Annotated in this window: 9 protein-coding genes; 7 read left to right on the forward strand and 2 right to left on the reverse strand. The window is 74.3% G+C overall.

What is annotated here, in order from left to right; all coding sequences use genetic code 11:
- Positions 1-167: 167 nt before the first annotated feature.
- The 4 genes from ACFVVA_RS07085 (at position 168) to ACFVVA_RS07100 (ending at position 5,250) form a co-directional block, all read left to right on the forward strand.
- Complete coding sequence (locus ACFVVA_RS07085) at positions 168-1,997, forward strand: glycoside hydrolase family 15 protein (RefSeq protein ID WP_387686465.1); 1,830 nt, start codon at positions 168-170, stop codon at positions 1,995-1,997.
- A 12-nt stretch (positions 1,998-2,009) separates the two neighbouring features.
- A complete protein-coding gene (locus ACFVVA_RS07090; RefSeq protein WP_387686467.1) occupies positions 2,010-3,419 on the forward strand; it encodes an MFS transporter in 1,410 nt (469 codons plus the stop codon).
- Between the two features lie 74 nt (positions 3,420-3,493).
- Positions 3,494-3,847: a hypothetical protein gene (locus tag ACFVVA_RS07095; RefSeq protein ID WP_387686469.1), complete on the forward strand. Its 354-nt coding sequence runs from the start codon at positions 3,494-3,496 to the stop codon at positions 3,845-3,847.
- Positions 3,844-5,250 carry a DUF2252 domain-containing protein gene (locus tag ACFVVA_RS07100; protein WP_387686471.1) on the forward strand — a complete coding sequence of 469 codons (1,407 nt, stop codon included), beginning with the start codon at positions 3,844-3,846 and terminating at the stop codon, positions 5,248-5,250. The genes ACFVVA_RS07095 and ACFVVA_RS07100 overlap by 4 nt, the downstream gene beginning before the upstream one ends.
- A gap of 76 nt (positions 5,251-5,326) precedes the next feature.
- On the opposite strand, the gene ACFVVA_RS07105 is transcribed toward ACFVVA_RS07100, so the two are convergent.
- Complete coding sequence (locus tag ACFVVA_RS07105; RefSeq protein ID WP_387686473.1) at positions 5,327-6,934, reverse strand: MFS transporter; 1,608 nt, start codon at positions 6,932-6,934, stop codon at positions 5,327-5,329.
- A gap of 318 nt (positions 6,935-7,252) precedes the next feature.
- On the opposite strand from ACFVVA_RS07105, the gene ACFVVA_RS07110 reads away from it, so the two are divergent.
- Positions 7,253-8,143, forward strand: a complete 891-nt coding sequence (locus tag ACFVVA_RS07110; RefSeq protein ID WP_387686475.1) for a YhjD/YihY/BrkB family envelope integrity protein — start codon at positions 7,253-7,255, stop codon at positions 8,141-8,143.
- Positions 8,144-8,291: 148 nt separating this feature from the next.
- Positions 8,292-11,015, forward strand: coding sequence for a LuxR C-terminal-related transcriptional regulator (locus tag ACFVVA_RS07115; protein WP_387686477.1), 2,724 nt, complete (start codon positions 8,292-8,294; stop codon positions 11,013-11,015).
- Between the two features lie 33 nt (positions 11,016-11,048).
- Here the strand turns inward: ACFVVA_RS07115 and ACFVVA_RS07120 are convergent, their stop codons facing one another.
- A complete protein-coding gene (locus ACFVVA_RS07120) occupies positions 11,049-11,912 on the reverse strand; it encodes a hypothetical protein (RefSeq protein WP_387686479.1) in 864 nt (287 codons plus the stop codon).
- Between the two features lie 307 nt (positions 11,913-12,219).
- On the opposite strand from ACFVVA_RS07120, the gene ACFVVA_RS07125 reads away from it, so the two are divergent.
- Positions 12,220-12,615: an SHOCT domain-containing protein gene (locus ACFVVA_RS07125; RefSeq protein WP_387686481.1), complete on the forward strand. Its 396-nt coding sequence runs from the start codon at positions 12,220-12,222 to the stop codon at positions 12,613-12,615.
- Positions 12,616-12,700 lie beyond the last annotated feature (85 nt).

Below are 12,700 nucleotides of genomic sequence, written 5' to 3' on the forward strand. Positions count from 1 at the left end.
CCGTCATCGCCGCGGAGACGGCCGTTGGGGTCCGTCGCGGCCATCATCACCCGCGCCGCGGGTTCCGGCACGGCCGCGGTCACCCACGCCGGGTGACCCGGGCTCCGGCCACCGCCCCTAGCGTGAGGGGAAGGATGTTTCCCTGGTCGTCCGCCGAGGAGCTCGCCTTGAACCCCTACCCCCCGATCGCCGAGCACGGGGTCATCGGCGACCTCCAGACCGCCGCGCTCGTGGCCACCAGCGGCGACATCGACTGGTGGTGCGCCCCCCGCTTCGACTCCCCGAGCCTGTTCGCCTCCCTGCTGGACCACGCCGAGGGCGGCCGGTGCGGGCTCGCCGTCGACCGGGACGCGGTGCCCGACGCGCAGGTGAAACAGCTCTACCTCGCCGATACGGCCATCCTGATCACCCGCTTCCTCGCCCCGCAGGGGGTGGCCGAGGTCGTCGACTTCATGATCCCCGACACCTCCGCGACCCCGAGCGACCGGCACCGGATCATCCGCACCGCCCGGGTGGTGCGCGGACGGGTGCCCTTCCTGCTGGAGTGCCGGCCGCGCTTCGACTACGGCCGGGCCTCCCACCGGCTCACCCTGACGGACGAACGCTGCGCGGTGCTCCGCGGCCCGGACCAGGAACTGTGCGTGCAGGCCACCGGCCCCGTCGTGCTCCACCCCGACGGCTCCGACGTGACCGCGCGGTTCACGCTGGACGCGGGAGAGATGGCCACCGTGCTCCTCACCGCCCGGCCGGCCGGCGCCGCCGCTACCGCCGCGCCCACCGAAGCGGAGCACCTCGCCACCTTCGACGCCTGCCGGGAGTTCTGGTACGGATGGCTCAAGTCCTCCAGTTACCACGGCCGTTGGCGTCAGATGGTGGACCGCTCGGCGATCACGCTCAAGCTCCTCAGCTACCACCCGACCGGGGCGATGATCGCCGCCGCGACGATGGGGCTGCCGGAGCAGATCGGCGGGGAACGGAACTGGGACTACCGCTACACCTGGATCCGGGACGCCTCGCTCTCCGTCCGCACCCTCATCGGCCTCGGCTTCCACGACGAGGCGCGCGCCTTCCGCCGCTGGGTGCGGGACCGGATCGAGGCCGCCGGCTCCGGGGGAGAACGGCTCCAGATCATGTACCGCATCGACGGTGACCCCCACCTGACCGAGGAGTCCCTCACCCAGTGGGAGGGCTACCGCGGCTCGTCCCCGGTGCGCGCCGGGAACGCCGCCGCCGACCAGCTCCAGCTCGACATCTACGGCGAAGCCGCCTACGCGTTCGCCGCCGACGAGAGCGACATGGGGGCACTGCGCGGCTGGGCGGCGTTCCGCGGGCTCATGGACTGGCTGACGGAACAGTGGGACCGCCCGGACGAGGGCATCTGGGAGACCCGCGGCGGACGCAAGGACTTCACCTACAGCCGCCTGATGTGCTGGGTGGCCTTCGACCGCGCCGTGCGCATCGCCCGCCGGTTCGCCCGCCCCGCGGACCTCGACCGCTGGGCTTCCGAGCGCGACGACATCCTGCGCCAGATCGTGCAACGCGGCTGGAGCCCCGAGCGCGAGGCCTTCACCCAGCACTACGGCACCGACGTCCTGGACGCCTCGCTGCTGCTGATGCCCAAGGTCGGCTTCCTCTCCCCCACCGATCCGTCCTGGCTGTCCACCCTCGACGCCATGGACCGGGAACTGGTCCAGGACAGCCTGGTCTACCGCTACGACCCGGCCGCCTCCCCCGACGGGCTGAGCGGCTCCGAGGGCACCTTCAACCTCTGCACCTTCCTCTACGTCGAGGCCCTGGCCCGGGCCGGGCGGGTCGACCGGGCCCGCTACGCGTTCGACAAGATGCTCACCTACGCCAACCACGTCGGCCTGTTCGCCGAGGAGATCGGCCCGTCCGGCGAGCAACTGGGCAACTTCCCCCAGGCGTTCACCCATCTCGCCCTCATCGACGCGGCACTCGCCCTCGACGAGGAACTCGACCGCCACGGGGCCTCCTGAGGGGGACGCGGGATGACCTCCACCGTCACCACCGCCGCCACGGCCGGACGCAAGGTCCTGGTCCCGCTGGCCCTGGCCCAGTTCATCTGCAGCTTCGCCGGCTCCAGCATGAACGTGATGATCAACGACATCAGCACGGACCTGGACACCAGCGTCCAGGGCGTCCAGGTCGCCATCACCGTCTTCCTGCTGGTGATGGCCGCGCTGATGATCCCCGGCGGCAAACTCACCGACCGCTGGGGCCGCAAGCGCTGCCTGATGGCCGGCCTCGCCGTCTACGGCGTCGGCGCCCTGCTCAGTGCGGCCGCCCCCGGACTCGGCGTCCTCATCCTCGGCAACTCCGTCCTGGAGGGCGTCGGCACCGCCCTGCTGATCCCCCCGGTCTACATCCTGACCACACTGCTGTTCACGGGTACCGCGGCCCGGGCCCGCGCCTTCGGCACCATCATGGCCCTCGGCGGCATCGGCGCCGCGGCCGGACCGCTGCTCGGCGGCCTGCTCACCACGGCCATCGACTGGCGTGCCAACTTCGGCTTCCAGGCCGTGATCGTGGCCCTGATCCTGTTCCTCACCCGCACGCTGGAGGACCCGCTCCCCGCCGACCCCACCCGGCCGTTCGACACCGTCGGCGCGGTCCTGTCGGCGGCCGGGCTGATCCTGCTGGTCACCGGCATCCTCGCCGCCGACAACAACACCTGGCTGATGATCGCGCTGCTGCTCGCCGGCGCCGCGGTGCTGGCCGGCTTCTTCCGCTGGATCCGCCGGCTGGAGCGCACGGGACGCGAACCGCTGCTGGCCACCAGCCTCTTCCACAACCGCACCTCGAACCTGGGGCTGGTCACCCAGAACGCCCAGTGGCTCGTCCTGATGGGCGTCTCGTTCACCGTCGGCGCCTACCTCCAGGTCGTCCGCGGCTACAGCGCCATCGCCACCGGCGGCGTCTTCACCGCCGCCACCCTCGGCCTGCTCGCCACCTCGCTCGCCGCCGAGCGCCTGGCCGAGCGCCACTCCCAGCGCACGCTGATCCTCACCGGCTTCGCGCTCACCACCGCCGGCATCGTCGTGCTGCTGCTCCTGGTCCGCGCCGTCGACAGCGTCTGGGCGTTCACCCCCGGCCTGCTGCTGATCGGGCTGGGCATCGGCCTGATGCTCACGCCCTCGGTCAACATCGTCCAGTCCGCCTTCCCCGACAGCCGTCAGGGCGAGATCTCCGGCCTCTCCCGCAGCATCTCCAACCTCGGCTCCTCGCTGGGCACCGCGATCGCCGGAACCATCCTGGTCTCGCAGCTCACCCGCAACGGCTACGCGGCGGCCATGGCCGCCCTCGCCGTCTGCGGCCTGGCCGGACTCTGCGCGGCGCTGTTCCTGCCGCACGACCGGACCACCGCGGCGGGCACCCCGCGCCCCGGACCCGGAGGATGAATGCCGAAGGAGGGCCGCTCCACCACCCCGACGACCCCGGCGACCCAGTCCAACCCCCGAAGGAGGCGAGCCCCGTGCTCGGTATCCACCACCAGGCGTCACGTCCCACCACCACGACCTCACCCGACGAGCTCGGACGCGTCGGATGGATCGTGCTCGGCACCTCGATGCTCATGGCCGGCGCGATCGCCCACGCGCTGTCCGGCATCGTCGCGATCGCCAGGGAACTCCTGCGCCCCGCGCCGCAGCGCGCACCCACGCCGGTCCGCCCGGTGCACGCGGCCGACCTCGGCGTCGAGGAGAAGAACGGCTGGATCCTCATCACCGTCCTGTTCCTCCTGACCGGCACGATGGCCCACGCCGTCGCGCATGTCGTCGAGACCATCCGACAGGCCACCCGCACGACACACGGGCAGGTGCGGGCATGACGTCGGCACCGGCCGGGGCGCCCGGCCGGCCCCCGGGAGCCGACGGCGCCGAGCGGGTGGACCCGTCGGCCTCCGACCCGGTCTCGGCGGGGCGGCGGGTCCGCCGGAACGTGCCGCGCTCGGCCCACGGGGCCTGGACCCCCGGGCCGGACCGCGCGGACCCCGTCGACATCCTGGAGGCCCAGGCCGCCACCCGCGTCCCGGAGCTCGTACCGATCCGCTACGGCCGGATGGCGGCCTCCCGGTTCGCCTTCCTGCGCGGCGCGCCCGCCATCATGGCCGCGGACCTCGCCGCCGCCCCGAACACCGGCCTCACCGTCCAGCTCTGCGGGGACGCCCACCTGTGCAACTTCGGGCTCTTCGCCTCGCCGGAGCGCGCCCTGCTCTTCGACCTCAACGACTTCGACGAGACCCTGCCCGGCCCCTTCGAGTGGGACGTCAAACGCCTGGCCGCCAGCATCGCCGTGGCCGCGCGCGAGAACGGGGAACCCGACGACTCCGCCCGGGCCGTGGCGCAGTCGTCCGCCCGGGCGTACCGGCTCGCCATGCGTCGGCTCGCCGGCCTCGGTGAACTCGACGTCTGGTACGAGCGGGTGGACACCGCCGAACTGCTGCCGCTGATCCAGGCGTCGAAGTACCGCAAGCGGGTGCGGACCACGATCGCGAAGGCACGCGCGCGCACCAGCCTGCAGGCCCTGGCCAAACTCACCGAACCCGGCCCGGACGGCGAGCCCCGGATCATCCACGACCCGCCGCTGCTGGAGCCGATCAACCGCGACGACCTGCCCCGCCTGCAGCAGATCCTGCTGGACTACCGGGACACCCTGCCGGAGGAGCGGGCGGCGCTGCTCGACCGCTTCGAGCTGGTCGACGCGGCCCGCAAGGTGGTCGGCGTGGGCAGCGTGGGCACCCGCTGCCACATCGGCCTGTTCCGCGCACGCGCCACCGGCGAACCGCTGTTCCTCCAGGTGAAGGAGGCCGAACGGTCCGTGCTGGAACCGCACCTCGCGCCCAGCGCCCACCGGCACCAGGGCCGGCGGGTGGTCGCCGGCCAGCGCCGCCTCCAGGCCGTCAGCGACATCTTCCTCGGCTGGGCCACCGGCCCCGCCGGCCGCCACTTCTACTGGCGCCAGCTGCGCGACATGAAGGGCTCCGCCGTCATCGACGGCATGCCCAGGGAGCTGCTGGACGGGTACGCCGAGCTGTGCGGCCGCACCCTCGCCCGCGGACACGCCCGCACCGGGGACCGCGTCGCCATCGCGGCGTACCTCGGTTCCGGAGACGTCTTCGACCGCGCCATCGCCGACTTCGCCCTCACGTACACCGACCTGACCGGCGCCGACCACGCCGCGCTCACCGCCGCGATCGACAGCGGCCGGATCACCGCCCGGCCCGGGGTGTGACACGGCCCCCGGGGGCGGGGCGGGGCGGCCGGCGTCGGCGTCCCCGGCGAGCCGCCGCGCGGGAACCGGTGCGGCCCTACACCCCGGCCGTCCCCCCGCCCCGGCGCTTCGGCCCGCTCCCGCCCGGCGCCCGCCGGGCGGGCAGGTGACCGGTGAAGGCGAAGCCGGTGAGCGTGATCGCGGCGGCGGCCAGCAGTGACACCTTGAGGCCGTCGAGCTGGGCCGCGCGGTAGGAGTCGACGACGGCGGCCGCCTCCTGCGGCGGGACGGTGGTCTGCGCGAGCGCGGTGGCGAGCTGGTCCGCGGGCACGAAGGCGACGCCCGCCTCGATCCTGATGCCCGCCTGCTGCTTCACGGCGTCGGAGATCTCCGGGTTCCCGGCCACGGCGTTGCCGAACGCCACCGTCAGGGCGCCGATCAGGATGGCACCGATCAGCGCGGTGCCCAGCGACGAGCCGAGGTTCTGCGCGGTGTACTGCAGCCCGCCGACCTCGCTGCGGTCCTCCTCCCCGACACTCGACTGCACCACGTTGCCCAGCTGCGAGGCGAGCAGCCCCATGCCGATCCCCAGGGCGGCCATCGCCAGCGCGAACGACAGGTCGTCGAGCTCCGGCTGGACGGTGCCCACCAGCCACAGGGACGAGGCGAACAGCACCAGCAGCCCGATCCGCACCACCGTCCTCGGCGAGGCGAAGCGGGTGAGCAGCGGGCCGGACATGGAGGCGGCGAGCATCGTGATCGACACCGGCAGCAACCGCAGACCGGTCTGGAAGGCGTTCTGGCCCTGCACGGCCTGGAGGTAGAGCGGGATGACGAAGAACAGCCCGAGGAGGATCAGGTTCTGGCTGAAGAGCATCAGCAGCCCGGACCTCAGCGGTGGGATGCCGAACAGCGCGAACCTGACCAGCGGATGCTCCCTGCGCAGCTCCCACGACCGGAACAGCACCAGGAGCACCCCGCCGAGCGCGACGGCGAAGAGCGTCGGTGAGAATCCGAGGACGGTGAACGGCGGATTGCGCGGCTGGAGCCAGCCCCAGGTGCTGCTCTGCAGCACGGCCAGCACCACCAGCCCCAGCCCGGACACCGACAGCAGCACACCGACCAGGTCGATCCGCTCGTGGTGCTCCGGTACGGGTTGCCGCTCGATCCAGCGCAGCAGGAAGAGGATGACCACCACCAGGACGACCTCGCCGGCGAAGACCAGCCGCCACGTCAGGTAGGTGGTCAGCCATCCGCCGAGCAGCGGCCCCACCGCGATGCCCGCCCCGGCCAGGCCGCCGATGACGCCGTAGGCGGTCGCGCGGTCCCGTCCCCGGTAGGAACCGGCCACCAGCGCGGCCAGCGCCGGGAGGACCAGTGCCGCGCCCAGCCCCTCGATCACCGACCAGCCGAGCGCCAGCAGCCCCAGGGTGGGCGCCACCGCCGTGATCGCCGATCCCACGGCGTAGACCACCAGCCCCACCGTGAACATCCGGCGGCGCCCGAACATGTCGCCGAGCTTGCCGCCGGTGATCATGAACGCCGCCATCACCAGCGTGTAGAGCGTGATCACCGCCTGGATCGCGGTGACCTCGGTGTCGAAGTCCTCGACCAGCTGGCTGATGGACACGTTCATCACCGACGCGTCGAGCACCATCAGGAACTGCGCCATGCCCAGGACGATCAGCGCCCTCCAGCGTTTCACCGTGACTCCTCCCGCACACCGGCCCACGCGGTCCGTACGCGCCTGCCTCGTACCCTCGCCCCCCCGTGACCGGGTCGCCCGTCGAGGGCGCCGCCGCGGCGGGCGGTCACCCGCGGCGTGGCTACGCGCGGCCCCGGCCCCACCTGATCGGCGAGGACCGCCGGGGCGGCCGGCCGCCGGTGCCCGCGGGTTGCGCCGAACGGCGGACCACCCGAAGTGCCGCCCGCCGTCCCGTCGCCCAGTCTTGAAATCCTCGGCGCTCGGCCGACGACGGGCCGCGACGGACCGGGGGCAGGCATCGACCGGAGGGAGCCCGGGGTGGCGGCACAGCGTGGTGAGCCCGGCCGCGCCGAATGGTTCCGCGCCCGGACCGCCTGGCTGAGAGGGCGGACGGCCACCCTGCGCGACGTGCCGTTCCTGCGCCGGCTCGCGGCCCAGCTGCTCCACGTCCGGGTTCTGGACATGGCCACCCGCCTCGCGGCCCAGACCTTCCTGACCGCCATCCCGGTGCTGTTCGTGCTGGCCGCCTTCATGCCCCAGGAGGTGCGCAACACCGTCTCCGAGTCCCTGCGCACCGTCCTGGGGCTCCAGGGCGAATCGCTCGACGAGATCAAGGGGGCGCTCCACCCCAGCGGCAAGGAGTCCACCACCGACACCTTCGGCGGCATCGGGATCCTGGTGACCCTGCTCTCGGCCACCAGCTGCAGCCGCATCCTGCAGCGCCTGTGCGAGCAGAGCTGGTACCTGCCCCACCTGGCGGGGCGCCTGGCGGCCTGGCGGTGGCTCGCCTGGCTCCTGGTCTGGCTCACCGCCCTGATCCTCCAGGGCCAGGTGCGGTCCGGGTTCGGGGCGGGCACCGGCCTCGGGGTCCTGGTCTACCTGGTCACCGCCACGCTGCTCTGGTGGTGGACCCAGCACCTGCTGCTCGGCGGCCGGATCCCCTGGCTCCCGCTGCTGCCCGGGGCGGTGCTGACCGGGGCCGCGCTGACCACGCTCGCCTGGGCGTCGCGGCTCTACGTCCCCCGCTCGCTGAACCGCAGCGTGACCCAGTTCGGCCCGCTCGGCCTGGTCTTCACCCTGCTCAGCTGGCTCATCGTGGTGTTCACGGCCATCACCCTCGGCATCGGCATCGGGTACGTGGTGGCGAGCCAGGGACGACTGGCCCGGCTCCTGGGGACTCCGGAGCCGGTCCCGGCGGACGAGGACTGAGCGGCCGCCGGACGGGACCCGCAGCGGCGGGCGGCCCCCACCGGTGGGCCGGGAGGCCCCTTTGCCAGGTCGGACGGCGTCGGCCAGGATGGGATCTGTCAGCGATCCGCGCTCACCATGCGCCGTACCCCACCCTGAGGTGAGCACCATGCCCCTCAGCCCAGCCGTCGACTCCCCCGTCCGTCCGGCGGACGCACCTCGACACCGCTCCGCCCGGCCGGCCCGGATACCCGGCGGCAACCCCGTGCTCGCGGCCCGCTTCGCCGTCCCCCCGGTTCCGGGGACCTTCGTGCACCGGCCGCGGCTGGCCGAGCGCCTCGGCGACGGTCTCCGGACGTCCCTCCTGCTGGTGAACGCCCCGGCGGGCGCCGGGAAGACCCTGCTCGTCGCCGACTGGCTGGCCACGACGCGGCTGCGCGGTTCGGCGGTCTGGCTCACCGCGGAGCGGGAGGACAACGCGCCGGGGGTCTTCTGGGCCTACCTGCTGGAAGCCCTCCGGCACCACGGCGTCGCCCTGCCGGACGACATCGGCACCCCCGCCCGGGCCGACGAGGTCGATCACGCGCTGCTGGCCCGGCTGGCCGCCCACCTGAGCCGCCGCGAGGCGCCCGTGGTCCTCGTCCTCGACGAGTTCGACCAGGTGTCGTCCGCCGAGGTGGCCTCCGGACTCCACTTCCTGCTCGGCCACGCGGGCCAGGGGCTGCGGCTGGTCCTGATCGGCCGCACGGAGCCGCGCCTGCCGCTCCACCGCTACCGCGCCTCCGGCTGCGCCACCGAGATCCGGGCCGCCGACCTGGCCTTCCGCCCGCGGGAGACCGCCGCGCTGATGCGGCGGCACGGCCTCGCCCTCTCCGCCGGGACCGTCCGGACGCTGACCGAGCGGACCGGCGGCTGGGCCGCCGGTCTGCGGCTGTCCGCCCTCGCCGCCCAGGGCGCCGCCGACCCCGAGGCGTACCTGAAGGAGTTCGAGGCCTGCCGCAGCACGGTCGCGGACTTCCTGCTCGCCGAGGTCCTCGACACCCAGCCCGCCGAGACCCAGGACCTCCTGCTGCGCACGAGCGTCCTGGACCGGATCCACCCCGAGCTGGCCGACGCCCTGACCGGCCGGCCGGACGGCGCGCGGATCCTCGCCGGCCTCGCGCGCGCCGACACCTTCGTCGAACCCGTCGGCCGCTCCTGGTACCGCTGCCACCCGCTGTTCGCCGAGATCCTGCGCGTCCAGCTGGCGGCACGCAACCCGGGGCTGGACCGGGCGCTCCACCGCAGGGCGGCCCGCTGGCTCACCACCGCCGGACACCTGACCGACGGGCTGGTGCACGCCGCCGCGGCCGGTGACTGGGAGTTCGCCGCGACGCAGGTCGTCGACCGGCTGGCCATCGGACGGCTGTTCACCGGCCGCGACGCGGACCGGCTCGACCGCCTGTTCGCCGACATGGCGCCCGACGCCCGGGGGCCCGCCCCGGAACTGGTCCGGGCGGCCCGCGACCTCGCCCGCCACGACGTGGACCGCGGACTCGACCACCTCCGGCGCGCCGAGACGCTGCTGTCCGAACGCGGTGCCGAGGACGTTCCGACGGCCCTGCTCAGCGCGGCCCACCTCCGGGTGCTGGCGGGCCGGCTGCTCGGCTCGGCCGACATGGCCCGGGCCGCCGCCGTCCAGGCCGCGCGACTGGAGGAGGACGTCCCGCCGGCGCTGCTCGGCGAGCACCCGGAACTTCCCGCGCTCCGGCTGGCCGACCTCGGATCCGCGCTGCTCTGGAAGGGCAGCCTCGACGCCGCCGCGGCGGCCCTGTCCGCCGCCGCCGCGGCGGCCGACGACCCCACCACGGCCTGCCCGCGCCACGAATCGCTCACCCGGCTCGCCCTGATCGACGTGCTGCGGGGCAGGCCGGGGCCGGCGGAGGCCCACCTGCGGAAAGCGGGGGCCGAGGCCGAACGCTCCGGGCTGTCCCCGGAATCCCGCACGGGGGCCGGCCAGCTCGTGCTGGCCGCGCTCGCCGTCGACCGCGACGACCTGCCCACCGCGCGGGCGGCGATCGACCGGGCCGCCCGGTCGGCCGCGGCCGACCACGACCCGGCCGTCGCCGCGGGAATCGCCATCGTCCGGGCGAGGACGCTGCTGGCCGAGGGCCGCCCCCGCGCGGCCCTCGACCTCCTCGGCGGGCTCGCGGACGGCGGTCCCGCCACCGACCCCCCGCCGCCCTGGGTGCGGGAGGCCGTGGCCGTGGCCGTTTCGGCCGGGCACCTCGCCGAAGGGGACCCGGCCGCCGCGCTGGAGGCGCTGGAGCGCAGTGGCGCGGACGGTCCGGAACACGCCGTCGCCGCCGCCCGGGCGCACCTCGCCGCCGGGGAGAACCGGGGCGCCCTGCGGATCCTGGAGGCGGTCCCGGAGCGCGACGGCCACGGGCCCGCGATCACCGTGCGGGTCCTGCTGGCCCGGGCCCAGGCGGCCGCCGCCCTCGGCGACGAGGCCGCGGCCCAGCGCCTGCTCGCCCGCGCCCTCGCGGTCGCCCGGCCGGAGCGGCTGCGCCGGCCGTTCCGGGACGCCGGGCCGTGGCTGCGGCACCTGCTGCAGGCCCGGCCCGAGCTGGCGGACTCCCACGGCTGGCTGCCCGCCGACCTGCTGCCCGGCCTCCCGGCCGGGGCGTCCGGGGACACCACCGCGACCGACGCCCTGGTCGAACCGCTGAGCGACCGCGAACTGGACGTCCTTAGGCTGGCGGCCCAGATGCTGTCCACGGAGGAGATCGCCGCCGGGCTGTTCCTCTCGGTGAACACGGTCAAGACGCACCTCAAGAGCATCAACCGGAAGCTCTCCGTCACCGGGCGCAACCGGGCCGTACGCCGGGCGCGCGAACTGGACCTGCTCTGACCTCGTACCGCCCCCGCGGCGGGCGGACCGCGCCTACCCCGCCCGGGTGCGCCGGTGCCTCCGGTCACGGAACCAGCGCCAGCCGACGGCCAGCGCACTCGCCCCGAGCAGCAGGAGGAACACCGCGAGCCACGCGTGGCCGACGACCCGCGCCCCGGTGAGCAGCACGACCACCACCGCGCCCGCGGTGGCCAGACACGCCAGCACGGTCCGCAGCGCCACCAGGAGCATGCCCGGGCGCAGGATCGACGAGGTCCTTCTCGCCTGGGCGGCCGCGGACGCCGTCAGCCCGAACCGGAGGAGGGCCCGGTCGGCGAGCTCGCCGGTGGCGCGGCAGTACATCTGTCCGCAGGCGGGCACCCACACGAACGGCACCACGGTTCCGACGAGGAGCAGTACGCCCAGGCCGGCCCAGCCGAGCCACTTGCGCACGGCCGAGCGCGCCGGGTCCTCGGGGGTCAACAGGCCGATCAGATAGGCCTGGCGGCGGACGACGGCCGGCCAGGAGGCCTTGTCCCGCCCCCCGGTTCCGGCCCGCGCCGCCTTCCGCAGGGCCTCCTGCGCCTGCTCCACCGTCGGATGGACCCCCTGCACCACCAGGATCTGTGCCGCCGCGTCGTCACCGCAGGGGTCGTGGCCGGCCAGGGCCGCGAGCTCCAGCACCATGCGCAGCTGGGCGAGCAGCGCGGCGACGAACGCGACCGGGAGCAGGAGCAGGAACGGACCCCCGAGGAAGGAGCCCTCCACCACGGTCCGGCGCACACCCCGGTCGATGATCTGCTCGGTGGGATCCTGCCGGGCCGTCCCCTCCTGCCCGGGCCCGCGCAGCGCCGCGGCCGTCTCGGCCGCCTGGGGGCCCAGGTAGTCGACGACGAAGGCCGCCAGCCGCTCGGGCATGTGGGAGGGATCCGCCCGGAGCGCCCTCAGCAGTCGTCCCACCACGCCGGGCTGTCGTCGACGCGCACTCTCCGATCCGCCCATCAGCCGCAGAATAACCCCGCCGGTGGGCGGCCGCCCCGGGGCCGGACCACCCGGCCCGGGTGATGACGGGACGAACCCGCGGCGCGTCCCTGGAGGGTGGAGCACGTCACGGCTTCCCGCCCGGACCCCGACACCCCGGGTGGCCGCTCGGGGCGCACCCGCCCGGCAGACCGCGCCCGCGGCAGCCCGTTCGGGGCACGCCGTCGATGTCAGGAGGCTCGCGGTGGACTACCCACTGCTCGACATCTTCTTCACCACCATGTGGATCTTCCTGTGGATCATGTGGTTCTTCCTGCTGTTCCGCGTCTTCGGGGACCTCTTCCGCGACGACAGCGTGAGCGGCTGGGGCAAGGCCGGCTGGTCCGTGTTCCTGCTCGTCCTGCCCTTCCTCGGCGTGTTCGTGTACCTCATCGCGCGGGGCAAGGGCATGGGGCGGCGCGAGGTCCTGCGGGCGACCGACGCGGAGCGGGAGTTCCGCGACTACGTCCGGCAGACGGCCGCCGACAGCCCGGCACCCGCCTCCCACGTCGACGACCTGGCCCGGCTCGCGGAGCTCAAGGACAAGGGCGCCATCACCGAGGACGAGTACCAGCGCGCCAAGGCGAAGGTGCTCGCCTGACCGTCCCGGCCCCGCCCGGTTCCTCCCTCCCGGCTGTTTGACCTTGACACGGTGACAAGGTCTTCACTGCTGCCGAGGAGGTGGT

Source organism: Kitasatospora sp. NPDC058048 (assembly GCF_042885555.1).
Taxonomy (GTDB): Bacteria; Actinomycetota; Actinomycetes; order Streptomycetales; family Streptomycetaceae; genus Kitasatospora; species Kitasatospora lactacystinica.